General features: G+C 66.3%; 24 protein-coding genes. All 24 read right to left on the reverse strand.

Going from position 1 to position 15,352, the window contains the following annotated elements:
- Positions 1 to 32 precede the first annotated feature (32 nt).
- On the reverse strand, positions 33 to 182 hold the full coding sequence (locus HNP51_RS16990) for a hypothetical protein (RefSeq protein WP_184273520.1): 150 nt from the start codon (positions 180 to 182) through the stop codon (positions 33 to 35).
- Between the two features lie 37 nt (positions 183 to 219).
- The gene (locus tag HNP51_RS16995) at positions 220 to 1,260 is read right to left on the reverse strand and encodes a DNA adenine methylase (RefSeq protein ID WP_184273517.1); all 1,041 of its coding nucleotides are present in this window, start codon (positions 1,258 to 1,260) and stop codon (positions 220 to 222) included.
- A 168-nt stretch (positions 1,261 to 1,428) separates the two neighbouring features.
- Positions 1,429 to 2,874 carry a pyruvate kinase gene (gene pyk, locus HNP51_RS17000; RefSeq protein ID WP_184273514.1) on the reverse strand — a complete coding sequence of 482 codons (1,446 nt, stop codon included), beginning with the start codon at positions 2,872 to 2,874 and terminating at the stop codon, positions 1,429 to 1,431.
- 149 nt (positions 2,875 to 3,023) lie between these two features.
- A complete protein-coding gene (locus tag HNP51_RS17005; protein ID WP_184273511.1) occupies positions 3,024 to 4,712 on the reverse strand; it encodes an alkaline phosphatase family protein in 1,689 nt (562 codons plus the stop codon).
- A 191-nt stretch (positions 4,713 to 4,903) separates the two neighbouring features.
- Complete coding sequence (locus HNP51_RS17010; protein ID WP_184273508.1) at positions 4,904 to 6,130, reverse strand: tyrosine-type recombinase/integrase; 1,227 nt, start codon at positions 6,128 to 6,130, stop codon at positions 4,904 to 4,906.
- A gap of 54 nt (positions 6,131 to 6,184) precedes the next feature.
- Entirely contained in the window at positions 6,185 to 6,415 is a 231-nt protein-coding gene (locus HNP51_RS17015) for a hypothetical protein (protein ID WP_184273504.1), read from the reverse strand.
- On the reverse strand, positions 6,412 to 6,636 hold the full coding sequence (locus HNP51_RS17020) for a hypothetical protein (RefSeq protein WP_184273501.1): 225 nt from the start codon (positions 6,634 to 6,636) through the stop codon (positions 6,412 to 6,414). The genes HNP51_RS17015 and HNP51_RS17020 overlap by 4 nt, the downstream gene beginning before the upstream one ends.
- A gap of 184 nt (positions 6,637 to 6,820) precedes the next feature.
- Positions 6,821 to 7,219, reverse strand: a complete 399-nt coding sequence (locus tag HNP51_RS17025) for a hypothetical protein (RefSeq protein ID WP_184273498.1) — start codon at positions 7,217 to 7,219, stop codon at positions 6,821 to 6,823.
- On the reverse strand, positions 7,219 to 7,590 hold the full coding sequence (locus HNP51_RS17030; protein WP_184273495.1) for a hypothetical protein: 372 nt from the start codon (positions 7,588 to 7,590) through the stop codon (positions 7,219 to 7,221). Before HNP51_RS17030 ends, HNP51_RS17025 begins: the two co-directional genes overlap by 1 nt.
- A complete protein-coding gene (locus HNP51_RS17035) occupies positions 7,587 to 7,787 on the reverse strand; it encodes a hypothetical protein (protein ID WP_184273492.1) in 201 nt (66 codons plus the stop codon). The genes HNP51_RS17030 and HNP51_RS17035 overlap by 4 nt, the downstream gene beginning before the upstream one ends.
- Complete coding sequence (locus HNP51_RS17040; protein ID WP_184273488.1) at positions 7,784 to 8,344, reverse strand: hypothetical protein; 561 nt, start codon at positions 8,342 to 8,344, stop codon at positions 7,784 to 7,786. The genes HNP51_RS17035 and HNP51_RS17040 overlap by 4 nt, the downstream gene beginning before the upstream one ends.
- On the reverse strand, positions 8,341 to 8,754 hold the full coding sequence (locus HNP51_RS17045) for a hypothetical protein (protein ID WP_184273485.1): 414 nt from the start codon (positions 8,752 to 8,754) through the stop codon (positions 8,341 to 8,343). Before HNP51_RS17045 ends, HNP51_RS17040 begins: the two co-directional genes overlap by 4 nt.
- The gene (locus tag HNP51_RS17050; RefSeq protein WP_184273482.1) at positions 8,751 to 10,181 is read right to left on the reverse strand and encodes a hypothetical protein; all 1,431 of its coding nucleotides are present in this window, start codon (positions 10,179 to 10,181) and stop codon (positions 8,751 to 8,753) included. Before HNP51_RS17050 ends, HNP51_RS17045 begins: the two co-directional genes overlap by 4 nt.
- Positions 10,178 to 10,597: a hypothetical protein gene (locus HNP51_RS17055; RefSeq protein ID WP_184273479.1), complete on the reverse strand. Its 420-nt coding sequence runs from the start codon at positions 10,595 to 10,597 to the stop codon at positions 10,178 to 10,180. Before HNP51_RS17055 ends, HNP51_RS17050 begins: the two co-directional genes overlap by 4 nt.
- Entirely contained in the window at positions 10,594 to 11,820 is a 1,227-nt protein-coding gene (locus tag HNP51_RS17065; protein WP_221434182.1) for a site-specific DNA-methyltransferase, read from the reverse strand. The genes HNP51_RS17055 and HNP51_RS17065 overlap by 4 nt, the downstream gene beginning before the upstream one ends.
- 47 nt (positions 11,821 to 11,867) lie before the next feature.
- Complete coding sequence (locus HNP51_RS17070; protein ID WP_184273476.1) at positions 11,868 to 12,293, reverse strand: HNH endonuclease; 426 nt, start codon at positions 12,291 to 12,293, stop codon at positions 11,868 to 11,870.
- On the reverse strand, positions 12,290 to 12,718 hold the full coding sequence (locus HNP51_RS17075; protein WP_184273473.1) for a recombination protein NinB: 429 nt from the start codon (positions 12,716 to 12,718) through the stop codon (positions 12,290 to 12,292). Before HNP51_RS17075 ends, HNP51_RS17070 begins: the two co-directional genes overlap by 4 nt.
- A complete protein-coding gene (locus tag HNP51_RS17080; RefSeq protein WP_184273470.1) occupies positions 12,718 to 13,455 on the reverse strand; it encodes a hypothetical protein in 738 nt (245 codons plus the stop codon). The genes HNP51_RS17075 and HNP51_RS17080 overlap by 1 nt, the downstream gene beginning before the upstream one ends.
- Before the next feature lie 2 nt (positions 13,456 to 13,457).
- Entirely contained in the window at positions 13,458 to 14,240 is a 783-nt protein-coding gene (locus tag HNP51_RS17085) for a hypothetical protein (RefSeq protein WP_184273467.1), read from the reverse strand.
- Entirely contained in the window at positions 14,237 to 14,431 is a 195-nt protein-coding gene (locus HNP51_RS17090; RefSeq protein ID WP_184273464.1) for a hypothetical protein, read from the reverse strand. The genes HNP51_RS17085 and HNP51_RS17090 overlap by 4 nt, the downstream gene beginning before the upstream one ends.
- Complete coding sequence (locus HNP51_RS17095) at positions 14,431 to 14,643, reverse strand: hypothetical protein (RefSeq protein ID WP_184273461.1); 213 nt, start codon at positions 14,641 to 14,643, stop codon at positions 14,431 to 14,433. Before HNP51_RS17095 ends, HNP51_RS17090 begins: the two co-directional genes overlap by 1 nt.
- On the reverse strand, positions 14,640 to 14,930 hold the full coding sequence (locus tag HNP51_RS17100) for a helix-turn-helix domain-containing protein (protein WP_184273458.1): 291 nt from the start codon (positions 14,928 to 14,930) through the stop codon (positions 14,640 to 14,642). The genes HNP51_RS17095 and HNP51_RS17100 overlap by 4 nt, the downstream gene beginning before the upstream one ends.
- A complete protein-coding gene (locus tag HNP51_RS17105; RefSeq protein WP_184273454.1) occupies positions 14,927 to 15,163 on the reverse strand; it encodes a hypothetical protein in 237 nt (78 codons plus the stop codon). Before HNP51_RS17105 ends, HNP51_RS17100 begins: the two co-directional genes overlap by 4 nt.
- On the reverse strand, positions 15,160 to 15,351 hold the full coding sequence (locus HNP51_RS17110) for a hypothetical protein (protein WP_184273451.1): 192 nt from the start codon (positions 15,349 to 15,351) through the stop codon (positions 15,160 to 15,162). The genes HNP51_RS17105 and HNP51_RS17110 overlap by 4 nt, the downstream gene beginning before the upstream one ends.
- Position 15,352: the final 1 nt, after the last annotated feature.

The raw sequence follows: 15,352 nt of genomic DNA on the forward strand, positions 1-15,352 counted from the left end.
GCCGCTTCCGGGATGACGAAGGGGGAAAACGCCTAAACGCCCAGAGCCCCGCCAACCAGCAGGGCGATCACCAGCACGACCGCCGCCACCGCCAGCATGATCGCCCAGTTGGGCAGACCGGTGGAAGCCCGGTGGCGAGGAGGCGCATCCTGGGAAGATCGGCGATGGGACGGCATGCTCATGCTGCCGGTAACCACGTCGCCGCGCCTTGGTTCCGCGTCAGGCGGCGACCGGCAGAACCAGTGGCTTTTGCGTCACGACGAACAGATGCTCGACGTTGCGCAGCCGCCCGACGGCCCCGACCTTCTCGCCCTTGCGGTTATGGATGCCGATGCGGGCGCCGACATAGCGGGGCCGCGCGATCTCGACCACCTGCACATGGCCGCGCGCCGACAGCATGGCGGTCAGGTCATCGCGGCTCAGATAGCCCTCGTCGTTGAAGCTGACGATCAGGTTCGGCGTCTGCAGTCGCTCGACCACGGATTGCAGGGCCGGGCCGATGCCGGGGCGGCTGTTGAACGGGCTCTTGCGGGTCCGCACGTCGATCCGCTTGTTGGCGATCCCGTAGGTCTCCGGCTTGTCCCACAGGACCAGGCTTTCCCAGCAGTGGTAGTTGGCCAGATAGGAGTGCTGGTTATAGGGCGGGTCCAGATAGACGAGGTCAGCCTCGACCTGATCGGCGATCTCCACCGCGTCGCCCTGCGTCGCCCGGCAAGCCCCCTCCGCCACGCCCGGCCGCAGGTCCGGCAGCCGCAGCTCCAGCGGCTTCAACGCGCGCGGCGCCCACTGCTTCATATAGGCCATCTGCAAGCCGGCCGTGGAATCCACCCGGTCCGCCGCCTCCATCAGGGCGACCAGAACCACGGCCTTCAGTTCCGGCTCCAGCCCCATGGCCTCGATCCGCGCGCGCATGGCGTCGATGCGGGCGCCGTTGTCGGGATGGAAGAAGCGGGCGTCCTCGCAGAAGGCCTTGGTGAACCAGCCCGCCTCGGGCGTGACCGCCCGCAGCTCGGTCAGGATCACCTGGGCCTGCGTCTCCCAGCGCTCACGGTCCGCCTGGACATAGGCCGTGGCGAGCGTGTGAGCATAGGCGTTGTGGTCGTTGGACCAGACGCGGAACCCCTGCCCCTTCAGGGCGTGGCCGACGCGGGCCGAGCCGGAAAACAGGTCGCAGACCGCGCCGCCGTCCGGCAGGGCGGCGCGCACCGCACCCGTGACATGGCCCAGAAGCGCACGCTTTGAGCCGATGTATTTGATCATTCGTTCTCCGATCCTCCCCCGTCCCTTTGCGGGGGAGGGGGACCATCCGAAGGATGGTGGAGGGGGCGGAAGCCGGGCTCTGCGTTTTGGGGTCGCCCCCTCCACCGCTGCGCGGTCCCCCTCCCCCGTTTCGCTGACGCTGCACAGGGGAGGATTAATACCTCAGTCCTAGCCGCGCTTCACCTTTCCCGGAACATGGGCCGGAGCATGGGCCAGACGCAACAGATTCGCGGCCCCCGGCGCGCCGAAAGGCGTTCCGGCCAGGATCAGGATGCGCTGACCGGCCTCGGCCAGGCCATAGATCATGGCGCTTTCGACCGCATCCTCGGTCAGGCCTTCCAGCGAGGTCGGCTGCTCGCCCAGACGCGGCTCCAGTCCCCAGACCAGGGCCAGACGACGCGCCGTCTCGGGCTTGGGCGTCAGGGCCAGCACCGGCTGCAAGGGCCGCTCGCGCGACATCCGCCGCGCCGTGCCGCCCAGGGTCGTGAACACCACCATACAGGCGGTCGAGGCGGCTTCGGCGGCCTTCCTCGCCGCCGCCACCAGGGCGTCCACGTCGTGGATGTCCATGCCCGCGTGCTCGGCGTCCATCAGGCCGGGCCACAGGGGGTCGCGTTCCACCCGCTCCATGATGCGGTTCATGATCTGCACCGCCTCCATCGGATAGTCGCCCGACGCCGTCTCCGCCGACAGCATCAGGGCGTCGGCCCCCTCATAGACGGCGTTGGCCACGTCGGACGCCTCGGCCCGCGTCGGGGCCGGCGAACTGGTCATGGACTCCAGCATCTGGGTCGCGACGATGGCGGGGACGCCGCGCTGGCGGGCGGCGCGCAGGATCTTCTTCTGGGCCACCGGCACCTCTTCCGGCTCCATCTCCACGCCCAGATCGCCGCGCGCGACCATCACGCCGTCGCAGTAGTCGAGGATGCTCTCCAGATCGTTCAGCGCCTGGGGCTTCTCGATCTTGGCCATGCAGGCCGCGCGCCCGTTCACGATCCGCTTCAGCTCGGCCATGTCCTCGGCCTGCTGCACGAAGCTGAGGGCCACCCAGTCGACGCCGAGGCGCAGCGCGAAGGCCAGATCCTCGCGGTCCTTGGGCGTCAGGGCCGACACCGGAATGACGGCCTCGGGCACGGCCACGCCCTTGCGGTCCGACAGCTTGGAGCCGCTCTCGACCGTGACGTCGGCCCACTCATCTGAGCGTTCCCCGACCCGCAGGCGGATGCGCCCGTCGTCGATCAGCAGCAGCATGCCGGTGCGCAGGGCCTTGAAGATCTCCGGGTGCGGCATCTGCACCCGCGTCTCGTCGCCCGGCTCGGGGTTCAGGTCGAAGCGCATCTTGTGGCCAGGCTTGATGGCGATCTCGACATCGGCGAACCGGCCCAGCCGCAGCTTGGGCCCCTGCAGGTCGGCCAGGATGCCCAGCGGGCGCTTCAACGCCATCTCGGCCCCGCGCACAGCCTTGAAGTTGGCGGCGTGGTCTTCGTGCGAGCCGTGGCTGAAGTTCAGGCGGAAGACATCCACACCAGCCTGAGCCAGCGCCTTGACGGTCGCCGGTGAACGGCTCGCGGGTCCAAGGGTCGCAACGATGCGCGCGCGGCGGGCTCTGTTCATGGTGTTTCCTCAGGCGGCTCTAACGGCCATGGCCTCCCCTCAGAGGCCTTGATCCCTTGTGCCAACGAAACGCCGGGGACGTAAGACCACGCCCCCGGCCGGAAACACGAGTTTATGAGCGCCGAAACACGATGTTACGGCCGCCGGACCTATTTGGCCTCGCAGCGCCCCGTCGCGAACTGCGGCATGTCCATGCAGCGGCCATCGACCGTGTCCGTCGGCTTGACCCCGATCAGGTGGGCCAGGGTGGGGGCGATGTCGATGGTGCGCATCGGCAGGAAGCGCTCCTGACCATTGGCGCCCGGCCACCAGAAGATGATCGGCACGCGGCGGTCATAGTCCCAGGGCGAACCGTGGCTGGAAATGGCGCCGCCGACCCGGCCCGATCCGGTCAGGCCCGGCTGATAGGACCGCATGATGTCCGGCGAGCGCCCGGCCACCGCCGACAGGCGCAGACGCTGGCGCACGCTCAGCTCCTCGGGATTGTCCGAAGCGGGCAGAGGCTCGGCCAGCAGCTCGTCGCGCGACACGGCCAGGGCGACCTGGGGCTCGGCGTTCAGCAGCTCAACCGCGGCGGCCAGGACCTGGCTGCGCAGCGGCTCGGCCAGCGACTTCTTGTCCCTGTCGACGACGATCAGCCCGCCCGCCGAGGAAACCAGCGGATTGGCGTCCAGCTTGAACCGGGCCTTCAGCGCATCATTGACGCGCGGCATCAGGGCGCGGTCCACGCGGCCCGCCGCCGGATATCCCTCGACCGAGGACCGCTCGGGGAAATCCGAACCGCCATGGTCGGCGGTCAGCACCACGACCACCCCGCCCGGCACGGTCGCCAGCTTGTCGAGGAAGACGCCCAGCGCCGCGTCGAGGCGCAGCATCTGCTCGCACATCTCCGGCCCTTGCGTGCCGTATCCGTGGCCGATCCGGTCGGTGGCCGACAGGCTGACGCCCAGCATGTCGGTGACGCCGCGACGCCCCAGTTGCTGCTCGTCCAGCAGCACGGCGGCGCCCTCCAGCGTCAGCTCATCCAGCATCGGCGAGCCGTCGAGCGCATCATCCGCCGGCGGCAGGGTCGAGTTGAAGGTCTGGCCGCCGATGACCCACTGGCCTTCCAGACGGCGGCAGGCGTCGTTGGTGTAGTTCCACACCGGCGCCTGACGCGAGAAGCGGTCGATCACCCGCGCGTTGATGGCCGCGACGGGCGCCAGCTTCGTCTCGGCCGACTGGCCCGGCTCGACATAGGTGGTGAAGCCGAAATCATTGGTCAGCCAGAAGGCGCCGTCGCCCTTGTGCCCGGCCAGGTTGATGGCCCCGCGATCCTTGCCGGAAATGCCGAAGACGCGGCTGTTGGGGCTAACCGTCTTCAGCCAGTCCCCCAGGGTCGAGGCCTTCAGCTGATCCGGGCCGACCGGGCCGTTGTCGGTGTTCTTGCCGTGCGCCAGCGTGTTCTGCGGTGCGGCCAGGCAATAGGTCTCCTCGCCCGTCGTGGTGTCGATCCAGTCGTTGGCGGGGATGCCGCTGTGCGTCGGGTGGACCCCGGTCAAAACGGTCGAGTGGCCGGCGCAGGTCACGGTGACACCGTGCGTCTGATAGCCGTTGATCGACACCAGACCCTGATCGGCCAGGGTCTTCAGCCCGCCGGTGAACTGGCTGCGGTACTGATTGAACAGGTTGGCGCTCAACTGATCGACCACGATCGTCACCACCAGAGCCGGCGCCGCGCGCTCAGCGGCGGCGGTCGCCGCGACCGGCAGAGCCGCCTGCTGCGCCATCGCCGGAAGGGCTGCGCCCGCCAAAAGGGCGAGCGCCAGGGTCGGGGCCAGTACGCGGCTGAAGATCATCTTGAACACCGGAACGCTAAAGGATGTTGGGTGACTACCCCCCCAGCGTAACGGCGCCAAGACAACGGCACAGATTGATGGTGCGAGCGGCGGGGGTCGAACCCGCAAGACCGAAGTCGGCAGATTTTAAGTCTGAGACGCCGTGAGGGAAAACAACGGCTTGCTGGATTTGCGGCGCTGGCGCGGCGCTCTCAGTTGATGAGCCGTTCGCTGGCTTGGGCGATGGCGTCGTCCTCTTCCTCGTCGCGCCAGAGGTGGCCGTAGGTGTCCATCGTCATCTTCAACGTGGCGTGTCCGACGAGCTCCTGAACCTTCTTCGGCTTGGGCTGCGGCGTCTGCGCGAGCCACAGGCTGACGGCGACGTGGCGCAGGACGTGGGGCTTGAACTCCGCGACCGGGCGGTTCTTGCCCTTGCTGTCGGGTAGCATCATCACCAGCCCGGCGGCGCGCATCAGCGGCATCCAGCAGTCGCGGATGAAGTCTTCATAGCCCCAGACGCCCTCGCCGGTCTTCGGGTTCGGGAACAGCCGGCCCGGCATCAGTCGGCGCTCCCGGCGGCCGTCTACGTGCTGGAAGTGGCCGACCGGCCCGCGTTTCAGGCGCCAGGCGCGAACGGCCAGGGCTGTCGTCTGCCCGATCGGCACGTCGCGTTGCCCCTTCTTCGTCTTCGGAGGGTCCAGCGTCCGATGCGTGCGGTCGAGCCGCTCCTTCACGCGCAGCTTGCCACCCGTCGTCCGAACCGCTGCGGCGTCGTCCGCCATGCCGAGAGCTTCCGATATACGCAGCCCGCCAAACATGAGGATGCGCACCACGGCACTGTCGCGTTCAGGGTTGGTGCTCTCGGTAGCGGCCTTAACCAGTGCGGCGAGCTGATCCTTGGACGGGAGGGAGAAGGGTTCGCTATCAGCCTTCTCTCCATCGCCCTCCACGGCGCAGGCCTGAGCCGGGTTCGCCAGCAGCCACCCGCGCCGCGCGCCGAACCGGCACCACGTCACCAGAGAGCGCCTGATCTGGCGCGCGAGGTTGATGGAGCCGCCGCTCTGCACGACCTCGTCGAGGAAGCCTTGAATGTCGGGAGACCGCAGGTTGGAGAGCCGGGTGCGTCCGATCTTGTGGTCGCGGATATGGGTGTCGAGGATCGACTGATAGCCGTCCGCCGTGCCGGTACGCCGGGCGCCCGCCCTGACAAGGCCGTGGAAGTTGGCGATATGGGCTTCGGCCAGCTGCGTCACTGTCATGGTGGACGACCCGCCGACCAGCCCTGCCGACACGCTGTCGAGCCAGGCCTTGGCCTCGCCCTTCAGGTCGAAGTTCTTGGACTGCCTGACGCCGTCAGGGCCAGCCCACGTCGCGCGCCAGCTGACCTTGACGCTGCCGTCCTGGCGCGGCCGGTTCTTGATCTTGCGGACGTTAGCCATGCGAAGCCCCTGAGCGTGCCGCATACAGGCACGTCAAGCCGCCGATGTCATCCGTCACGCGACCCGCACGTTCGGAGCCAGGGTCTCGTCAGCCTCAAGCCATGCGTCCAGCTCGTCGGGGAAAGCATAGAGGCCGATGCCGTCGCGCTTCCTGATCGGGCAGGACCAGCCCTTCTCTCGGGCGTGATAGACCCAACGCTCGGGCCGGCCGAGATAGCTGGCGATGTCGGCGGCGCCCTCCAGACGGACGCGGCGGGTCGGCGTGCTGTCGTTCGCGGCGCTCATTCGTCACCTCTGCGGTCGTCGGCGGCCCTGTCGATCACAAGCAAGACCAGAGGAAGAACTGGCCAGGCAAAACAGAACAGGCTGATCACCACGCCTCGTTCGGTTTTTTGCTCGTCACGCCCGAAGTATCGGTTGTGCAGATACAAGCCCCGCAACAGGCAGGCCATCATGCCAGCGGTGTACACGGCGAGAAGAAATCCGATTGTGAATGCAGCGCTCATCGTCCCTCTCCATCAGGGGGCGTGGTGGGCCTGAGTCGGGCGATTGTCTGTCGCGCGGACTGGATGGCTAGAGCGTGCGTGGTGCCGAACTGGCGAGCTATTGATTCCGGCCCCGCCGCTCCGCACGTCGCCGCGTCGAGTTGATCGAAGGCGCGGATAGAGAGTTGCAAGCGTTCGCGATCAGTCATCGTTCATCTCCCTGTGCCTTGGCTTTGAGAATGGCGATGCAGAGGGCGATGGCAGCTGGCTTCTGAAAACCTTGCAGAGCGTCGGCTTCCTTTGACGAATGCGGCGCCACCTTCACATACCACCCATCAGAATACCGCCGCAGTTCGATCCACCACCCAGGGATGATCCGATCAGCTAGCGCAAGGGCGGCGTCGATGGATTGGCTAAAGCCCGGAATAAAGCCCGTACGTTCATGGCGCTGAATGTCTTCGGCGTGCATCTTGTAGAGCCAGCCAGCCCCGTCGAACCTCACAAGTTCGTATCCGTTGGTCGCCGCCCAGACAACCGCATCCAACTCTCGGCTCCCCACCTCAGCGGCTTCCAGTCGAGCAATCAGTTCCTGCATATCGGCCATCACTCTCCAACCTCCTTTGCTTGGTTAGGGGCGGATGGGAGGGGTTCCGACGGCCAAGCCCCAAGAACATCGCGCGGCTTCCATGCCCAGCAAACCATTGACGGCATCACGCCTTTTCCGATTTGCCGCCATGAGCCCGCCATGAAGTGAGCCATAGTCGGGAACCCTGCGGTCGCTTCGACGTAGCGCCCCATAGCGATTATGACCGTCCCATCCTTCGGAGCCGTAGCAATATTCCGCCACTCCGTCAGATCGCTGAGGGCAGCGGCGGCTTCATTCAGCAGGCCGTAATCTCCACGGTCGGTCTTCATGCTGACGACGCCGTTTGCGGCCCCCTCCAGCCGTTCGATGAGCGCGCTATGGTCGGTCATTGGCGATGGCCCTTCGCTTCCCGGCGCTGACGTGCGCGGCGTTGCTGGCGGTTCTCCGTAGGCGGAGTCCAATCCGTCTCTGGTGGCTGTTTGGCGAGTTGCATCTCAGCAAGCGCCTCGGCCTCCTGACGCGTCACGGGATGGGCCGACAATATCGCTGCCGCATAGGAGGCCAGCAGCATGGTCGTTCTGGTCATTGGTCGGCTCCCTGGTTGGCGAGGGCTTGGCGGGCGAGGCGAATGTCACGGACGGTGACACCCGAGCGGACTGAGTCGTTCCACCGCCAATCGTCCTCAGACCATAGGCCGTCGAGCTTCTCTGCGGCCCTCGCGAACGGCTCCAACGCCTTCCGCAACTCGTCGCGCTGGCGCTCGGCTTGGGTGAGGCGACGCGCGGCTTCATCAGCAATGCTCTCGGCCACGTGATCCCCGACGCACACTCCGTCAGTTTCGGTCGATCCGGGGAAGTTGGCCTGATCGTCTTTGAACCACGGGTAGCCAAGCGCCTTGCCGAGAGACTGGCAAATCTCCTCGTTGGACTTCGACACGGCTGTTCGCAGGCGATCCACCTCACCACGCAGCGCCGCTATCTCGGACAGGAGGGCGGAGGCGGCGGTGTCGAAACCGAAGACGAAATGCCTCACAACCGCAGGGGACAGGCCCGACGCATCGACCTTGATGTGTTCTCGCAACAGAGCCTCAATCCGCGCTAGTTCCGCATGGTCGGCTGTCTCTCGGGTGGTGGGGGCGGTCATGCGACGACCTTCGTGACTGCGTAGGCGTGATCCAGCGCGTGCCTGATGGTATGGTGGAAGGTGACGAGGGGGTGCATCGCCCACGACCCGAGAGGGCGCAGCGAACGCGGCTCAAGCTCCACTCCAGGGACGACGACCAAAACCCGCTTTCCGTTCCCTATGGCCATGCCGACTTCGATCAGCGCGCCTTTCAGCGGGAAATCATCGGGCTCGGCGTAGAGGATAAGGAAGTCCGCAGACCTCACCTCGTAGTCGATCCTGCGCCACAGGTCGGTCATGCAGGCGGTTTCGCCCTCACCGGCCTCATCAATCCAGGTCGCGGTGATCTTCACGCCGCCATCCCGCAACTTGCGCCACATGGCGGGTCGCTCGGGCAGGCTGGCGCGGCTCGCTGTGTAAAACTTGCTCATGGCTTCGCATCCCCATTCAGGGCGTCAGGGGTGGAGGATTGGCCACCATCTGCTTGGACTTCCCACTGCTGGATGGCGTCGGTCAGGCCCTCAGCGTGCGAAAGTGCGTCTCCGGTCCAGATAGCCGGAACCGCGCGGACCTCGGCTACAATGCTGTTCGCGCGATCTGCCCACTCGACCGCGGTCTCATAGTTCTGAGCGGGATAAATGTCGTCTGGGCCTCGAAGATGCAGCATCCAAAGGGCATAGCGAGCGCCGCAGCATTGCTCCCCCTCGCGGGCTTCCGGCGCAGACGACAACAGTCTCGCCACGATCTTTTCAGCCTCAAGCGCAGCCTGTTTGGTTCCGACTTCTAGTGCCCTGTGTCCGCCGTCGCCGTGAATGACTGCCAGCAGGTTTCCTAGCGCTTCCTCGCGGGCTTCCGGCGCAGACGAACGGGCGCGGAGGGCTGCAATCAGTCGTTTGATCGTTGCCGGGTTGGCGGCTGCGATGAACTGCCCGTCCTTAAAGGCGTTGGGGCCGTCCCAGACTTGCGCGATGGCCTGACCTTCACCCTTCGCGCCACCGCGAACCTCGCAGTTCATGTGTTCGTAGATGGTCCCGCAGGCTTTCCACGGCCCCTGCGTCGCGGCATCGGCCAGCCTATCCAGTTCGGACCAGTTATCCTCCCCCGCCCCCTCGGCTGGGGCTTCATGGCGGGGGGTGAGGGCGGCTAGGCCGTAACCGCATCCAGCGAGGGATGAGACCAGCGTCTGTTCCAGAGCGGGCTTGCACCACTCGATGACGCCGTCCCTATCGGTCTCAACCGATCCGTTTGCGATGGCGTCGCCAATGAACTGATCAATGGCGTCCGACAGGCTGCACGCCCCTTCGCCTGTAATCTCGGCAAGCTGGCTTTTCAGGATCGGATCATACCGACGCCGAGCGTGGTCATAGCCAGCCATTACGGCATTGCAGAACCATCCGATCAGCCACCCTTCGTCCATGTCTGGATAGCCGATACGGATAGCGGTGGAGCGAAACTCTTCGGCCCACAGCGCACCATCCATGCCGACGCGCGCGAGGAAATCCCCCGGCAGTTCGTCAAGTTCCCCCACCCCCTCCCGCGCTGGGGCTTCCGGGGATAGGGCGGCGAGACGCGTGTCGTAGAGATAGGCGCGCGCTTCATCCGTAGCGTGGGTGCGGATTTCTTTCGACAGGCTCTGCGCGATCACCAGATTGTCGAGAAGGGTTCGGAGCGTCTCCACCTCCCCACCCGCCAGCGATGACGGGGCGGGGGCGGCTGCGAGACGTTCAGACAGGAACGGCAGCAGCGCTTCGGCAAGTGCACCGGCTCCGAGGCTGTGATTTCCGTCAACGCGGCGGATTTCCTGCGCCAGGTCATCAACCGGCACGACGACGCTCTGGGGGGATGGGGTGACGGTCATGCTTGGCCCTCCGGGGCGTTATGGTTCACTCCGCCGCTTTCAGCGTCTCCGTCCCGGCGGTGGATGGGTTCGGCGTTGCGGGTCTCGCCTGCCGTAGCCTTGGCGATGGCTTCACGGGCCTGATTAATCGTGTCGAAGAGGGCGCTTCCGATCAGCATCCCCTCTTCGGTTCCTTGAATGTGGAACCGGGCGATCTCAGCGTTGCCGAGCAAGTCCCGAAGCGCATCCAGCAGATCAGGCGCGGCAGTGATCAAGGCGGCATCAGCGTCGTTGCTGTTCAGTTCCCAGACCACAATGGCGCCATCGAACGACACGACGGTATCGCCGTCGATGTGCCAAGTTCCCTTCGTATGCCCACCAGCAACAGAACCGCCGGGGGTCACGCTCTTTGCGCCGGAGTGAGGAACGGAGGTCATGCTGCCACCTCAAGGTTGGCGAACATGCCCTGATCGCGAGCGATGCGGCTCCGTGCGATCTCGGCATATTCGGGGTTCAGTTCGATGATGGTGCAGTCGAGGCCCATGCGGTCAGCGACCAGGGCCGTGGTCCCGGCACCGCCGAAGGGGTCGAGGACCTTGGCCGGCGCGTGGCCAGCGCCGCATTTGCAGGATGGCGCGAAACCGGTCGTGGTGACCTGATTGCTCCAGCCGGGAACGTGGCCGTCCTTCTGACGATTGGAGCCCGCGTCCTTTCGGTCGGCTCCGGCGTCGCGGCCATCGACAACCCCACGCTTTGCCGCTTTCGCGGTTGGAACAAGAACCGTCTCGGTCTGCCGATCCCAGGGGGCTCCGCATGCGTCGCAGCACCGCTTAGGCGCCGTCAGCAGGCATCGCTCGGCTAGGTCGGGCGGGAACGTCGCAAAGTGCGCATCACGGAAAGGCTGGGTCGCGATGGGCCAGACTTGAACCGGGGCGGGCTCATAGTTGCGAAGGTTCCGCCCCTCACCTCTCGGCGTCGCCTCGATGCCGGTGTGGGTGATGTGGCCAGCATGACGGGGGCTGGCGAACTCAGACGCCCGGCGCTTTCCGCCCACGGCCTTCATGGTGCCGTTCGACTTCGCGCCGCCGTTGGCCCGGTGGCTACCTTCTTGCGCGTCCACATCCTGCGCGAGGCGGCTGACGGACGTTTCGGCCAAAGCCTGACGGACGGCCGGGGCGTCGTAGAAATATCGCGCCGACTTGGTCAGCAGGAAGATTTTCTCATGCGACGTCGCCGGCCGGTCGTTGATGCTCTCCGGCATCGGGTTCGGCTTGGCCCAGATGATCTCTGACCGAACCCACCAGCCCGCTTCCTGCAGGGCAATGGCGAGCCGGTTGGGGACCATGCACAGGTCTTTCGCTTTCAGCGCGCCCTGGATGGTCGAGAACGGCTTGTCGCGGAACGTCCTGTCATCGGTGCCCGCCGCCTTCGTGTCGGCCGCGCTGCGACCGTTCGGAGACGTGGCATAGCAGTCGCCGTAGTTCAGCCAGAGCGTGCCGGTCGGCTTGAGGACGCGGCGAACCTCTTCGAACACCTCGACCATCACGGCCAGATGCTCGCCAAGGGTCGGCTCCAGGCCGATCTGTCCCTCGACGCCATAGTCACGCAGACCCCAGTATGGCGGCGAGGTGACGACGCAGTCGATGGAGTCCGCGGGCATATCGCGCAGACGATCCCGAACGTCGCCAATGAGGATAGAGACCCCCATCACGCTTCTCGCTGCTTGTTAGGGGTGGACTCGTTGAGGCGCTGCGACTTTTTGGACGGGAGTTTGACCGAACCCTTCGGAGGCCAGCGGTTCGCGCTCTGGATGGATGATCCGCCACGCTTCTGGCGCCGGGCGTGCTGGCCCGTTTCGCCGGCCTGAGCCTTGGCCTTGGCGCGCATGGCGGCTTCGGCCTTGGTCTTCTGGGCGTGGCAGGTGGTGCAAAGCGCGACGAGGTTGGCTCGGACGTTCGTGCCGTAGTTCCAGAGCGGGATGATGTGATCCACGTCCAGGGCTTGAGCCTCGCACCACGAACGGGCGCAGATACCGCCCTGCTCTTCCCGCACGCGGTCTTTCATGGCTTGAGAGACGGCGCGCTCTTCGGTCGAGCGGTCGGGCTCGGGAATGATGGAGAGGTCGGGCTTCATGCGGCCACCCGTTCGGGCTCGGCGTCGAAGTGCTTGATCGTCAGGCCCTGCTCTGCCGTCCAATGCAGGATCAGTTCCAGCAGGTCCGAGAACTGCGCCTTGCTCAGGTGCGACGACCGATGGCCGAGCGGGAAGATGCGCTCACCGTCCAGGCTGGCGCAGTAGTCCACCTCGTGGCCCAGCGCGTCCATGAAGACGGACTTCCAGAGGTCGGCGCTCATCTTGCGGCCGTTGTGGAGCGGGCGCTGTTTCGTGATCTGGCCAAGCAGCGACCAGAGCGCGGCGTTCTGTTCGTCGGTGCGCTTCGGCTCCCGGATTTCAAGAAGGAAGGGCTTTCCGGGCGTCCAGAGGGACAGGGCCTTGTCCACCCACAGATGGGCGTCGCGGCGAGCGCCGGGCGTCAAGCGGAGCAGGTTGCGCGACATCAGACCACCACCCGATCTTCCACGACATTGAAACCGGGGATGGAGCGCTTGCCGGCCCGCACGTCGTCGTCAGCCAGCTTTTGCAGGACCGCGTCGAAGGCTTCGGGGTTCGTCTTCCAATAGTGGACGGCTGCGACTTGGCTGCTGACCCGCTCGGCGCGCCAGACGGAGCGGAGCGTGGTGGCGCGGGCGCCGCCGGTCACATGGGCGCGGTCGGCAGCGGCGCGGTTGGCCTCGGTCGTCGCCTTGCGAGCTTCCGTGACCAGAGCCTCGGCGGCCTCCTTGGCTTCCAGATTGTCGGTCGCGGCGGCGCGGGCGGCCTCGGCGGCGGCCGCCTGAGCGGCTTCTGCCTGAGCGCGAGCCACCTTCTCGGCCTCGCGCTTGGCGTCGTCCTGAGCCTTGAGGAAGGGCGCCAGCGCGGCCTTGCACGCCTCGGCGGCGAGGACCGTCTTGCCCTTGACCCGCGTCGTGTTGCCGATCAGGGGCAGATAGCGTTCCTGCACCTCGGCCTTGCCGTCATCAAACGGCTTGTTCTCCAGCTTGCGAGCTTCGCCTGCGGCCTTCTCGGCCTGACGGATTTCGGCCAGCAATGCGCCGATCTCGTCAGCGACGGCCTGAGACGTGACCGGCTCGCCATCCAAGAAGCCCTTGGCCTGGGTGAACAGGTCTTCGATGTTGATCCGCACCGCATCAAAGGGCGACGGCTCATTGCGGAGTTGGACGTGACCATCAGCCATGACTACGCGGCCTCCTGCTGATCAAAGGGGGTGTCGCCGGGGAAGCTGTCGTCAGCGGCAGGCTTGTCGGCGGCGATGAACTCGGCGCGCCGGGCCTCATAGCGACGGGTGATTGTGTCCAGCTTGTCGGGATCGGCAGTGGACAGGGCGGCGCAGACCTTGGAGCCCTTGGCCCATGCGGCTTCCAGATCGACCCGGCTCGTCACCTTATTCAGGGCGCCGAGGAAGAGGTCGGCCCGGTCGTTCAGCGTCGGCTCTTTCGCCCCCCCGCCCTCGCTGGAAGGTTTGCCGGCCTCTTCGTCGGGGCCGTGCAGATCGCCCTTGTGCCAAAGGTCCAAGGCGGCGCCGAAGCGCATGGCGGCGTTGCGCAGGGCGTCGCCGATGACTTCCTTCTCGCGGGCGCCGGGGTCGGCTCCAGGCTTGGCGGCGGCGTGGCCGTAGCCGAGGCGCGTGACGCCACAGATCGTCAGCTTGATCCAGAGTCCGCCGTTGCTGTCGAAGGCCGGCAGGCCGTCGCGGAACGCTACCGGCTCCCACGACCACGTGGGGTCGGTGTCCAGCAGGCGATCCGTCAGCGCGGCATGGCCGACATAGTCCAGGTGCACAACGTCGGGATGGTGCCAGCTTCCGCACTCCCTGCAGCGGATGCCCTTTTTGTAGTCGGCCTTGACGGCTTCGGTCTGCTGCTTCGTCGGCTTGGGAAGCTTGCTAATGTGGTGCGCGGCGAACGGCGAGCGCAGCAGGGCCAGCCCCGTCAGCGGCGCCTCTGTCTTGGCATCAGTCATTGAGAAATCTCCGTGTCCATCGCGAACAGCACCCCCTCATCGCCGCAGTAGTCGCAGCAATGGGTCAGGCGGTTCACGCAGTAGGGGCAGGCCACAAGGTCGCCGTGGCGCGGGGCGCGGAAGGTCCAGCCATCCGGGGCGCTTGTTAGGCTCGACCCCCGTTCCGTGGCTGTGGATTGAGTGACGGCCATCACGAAGCGCTCCAGAGCAGAGCGGCCATGAAAGCCACGAACAGGGTGCAGGCCGATGCGCTGGTGACGTTGCCGATCCACCAGCCAGCCGAACGGCGGGGCATGAACGGAACGGACCACGGATCGCCGGGGCGGTCCTCGCAGGCCAGTTCGCGGTAGCGCTCGCGAGCCTCGGCCCAGGGCTCGGCGGGGATAACGCGGAGGTCGGTCACGCAGCCCTCGCAGCGATGGCTTCTGCGCAAGCCTTTCGGCCCGCCATTGCGCGCAGAAGTTTGCGGACCTCAGCGCTATCGACCGGAGGCTCGTAGCCCATGACAGCGCGCCACAGGTCTTCCTTGCCCTTGAAGTTGGCGAAGATGGCCCCGGTGGACATGCCCGCCGCCTTGGCGATCACGCGGATGGTGGCGGCTTCGTAGGAGCCAGGCTCGGCCCAGACGGCGCGAGCGGCGACGATCAGCTTTTCGCGGGTCGCGGCCTTGGCGAGTTGACGACGGTTCATGCGGCAATCTCCTGCGGGGCTTGCAGGGCAGCGAGAGCGGCGCGCAGTTCGTTGGCGCAGCGCAGGTCGCGTTCCTGAATGAAGGTGATGACTTCCGGGTCGAGCGGCTTGCGCTCTACGGCGGCGATGTCAGCGAGGTAGAAGTCCCGCATGGCCGCAGCCTTGGAAGGGGTGAGGGTGGTTCCGGCGATGGAGCGGATGGTTCCGGCCTCGGCCCAGTAGGAGACGGTCATGCCGCTTGCTCCCAGCACTCGCCATTCATGGCGGACCACAGGGCGCGGTCAAAAGCGACTTCCTCGGGATTGGTCGGGACCGGGCCGAAAGGGACGGTCAGCGCGTGGTAAGCGGCGCGGGCGGAACCGTAGCGGGCCACTTCAACAGCGACGCGGGCTTCGGCTTGTGTCTGTGTGGTGCTGGCCATC

The organism is Brevundimonas bullata (genome assembly GCF_014207965.1).
Taxonomy (GTDB): domain Bacteria; phylum Pseudomonadota; class Alphaproteobacteria; order Caulobacterales; family Caulobacteraceae; genus Brevundimonas; species Brevundimonas bullata_A.

Bases quoted from the DNA above. Each gene is read 5' to 3' on its own strand.
- HNP51_RS17090 (WP_184273464.1), bottom strand. From the start codon at position 14,431: ATGGCCGTCACTCAATCCACAGCCACGGAACGGGGGTCGAGCCTAACA.
- HNP51_RS17050 (WP_184273482.1), bottom strand. From the start codon at position 10,181: ATGACCGTCACCCCATCCCCCCAGAGCGTCGTCGTGCCGGTTGATGAC.
- HNP51_RS17005 (WP_184273511.1), bottom strand. From the start codon at position 4,712: ATGATCTTCAGCCGCGTACTGGCCCCGACCCTGGCGCTCGCCCTTTTG.
- HNP51_RS17015 (WP_184273504.1), bottom strand. From the start codon at position 6,415: ATGAGCGCCGCGAACGACAGCACGCCGACCCGCCGCGTCCGTCTGGAG.
- HNP51_RS17055 (WP_184273479.1), bottom strand. From the start codon at position 10,597: ATGACCTCCGTTCCTCACTCCGGCGCAAAGAGCGTGACCCCCGGCGGT.
- HNP51_RS16995 (WP_184273517.1), bottom strand. From the start codon at position 1,260: ATGATCAAATACATCGGCTCAAAGCGTGCGCTTCTGGGCCATGTCACG.
- HNP51_RS17010 (WP_184273508.1), bottom strand. From the start codon at position 6,130: ATGGCTAACGTCCGCAAGATCAAGAACCGGCCGCGCCAGGACGGCAGC.
- HNP51_RS17080 (WP_184273470.1), bottom strand. From the start codon at position 13,455: ATGGCTGATGGTCACGTCCAACTCCGCAATGAGCCGTCGCCCTTTGAT.
- HNP51_RS17085 (WP_184273467.1), bottom strand. From the start codon at position 14,240: ATGACTGATGCCAAGACAGAGGCGCCGCTGACGGGGCTGGCCCTGCTG.
- HNP51_RS17070 (WP_184273476.1), bottom strand. From the start codon at position 12,293: ATGAAGCCCGACCTCTCCATCATTCCCGAGCCCGACCGCTCGACCGAA.
- HNP51_RS17045 (WP_184273485.1), bottom strand. From the start codon at position 8,754: ATGAGCAAGTTTTACACAGCGAGCCGCGCCAGCCTGCCCGAGCGACCC.
- HNP51_RS17065 (WP_221434182.1), bottom strand. From the start codon at position 11,820: ATGCCCGCGGACTCCATCGACTGCGTCGTCACCTCGCCGCCATACTGG.
- HNP51_RS17110 (WP_184273451.1), bottom strand. From the start codon at position 15,351: ATGGCCAGCACCACACAGACACAAGCCGAAGCCCGCGTCGCTGTTGAA.
- HNP51_RS17025 (WP_184273498.1), bottom strand. From the start codon at position 7,219: ATGGCCGATATGCAGGAACTGATTGCTCGACTGGAAGCCGCTGAGGTG.
- HNP51_RS17105 (WP_184273454.1), bottom strand. From the start codon at position 15,163: ATGACCGTCTCCTACTGGGCCGAGGCCGGAACCATCCGCTCCATCGCC.
- HNP51_RS17020 (WP_184273501.1), bottom strand. From the start codon at position 6,636: ATGAGCGCTGCATTCACAATCGGATTTCTTCTCGCCGTGTACACCGCT.
- HNP51_RS17075 (WP_184273473.1), bottom strand. From the start codon at position 12,718: ATGTCGCGCAACCTGCTCCGCTTGACGCCCGGCGCTCGCCGCGACGCC.
- HNP51_RS17100 (WP_184273458.1), bottom strand. From the start codon at position 14,930: ATGAACCGTCGTCAACTCGCCAAGGCCGCGACCCGCGAAAAGCTGATC.
- pyk (WP_184273514.1), bottom strand. From the start codon at position 2,874: ATGAACAGAGCCCGCCGCGCGCGCATCGTTGCGACCCTTGGACCCGCG.
- HNP51_RS17040 (WP_184273488.1), bottom strand. From the start codon at position 8,344: ATGACCGCCCCCACCACCCGAGAGACAGCCGACCATGCGGAACTAGCG.
- HNP51_RS17035 (WP_184273492.1), bottom strand. From the start codon at position 7,787: ATGACCAGAACGACCATGCTGCTGGCCTCCTATGCGGCAGCGATATTG.
- HNP51_RS16990 (WP_184273520.1), bottom strand. From the start codon at position 182: ATGAGCATGCCGTCCCATCGCCGATCTTCCCAGGATGCGCCTCCTCGC.
- HNP51_RS17030 (WP_184273495.1), bottom strand. From the start codon at position 7,590: ATGACCGACCATAGCGCGCTCATCGAACGGCTGGAGGGGGCCGCAAAC.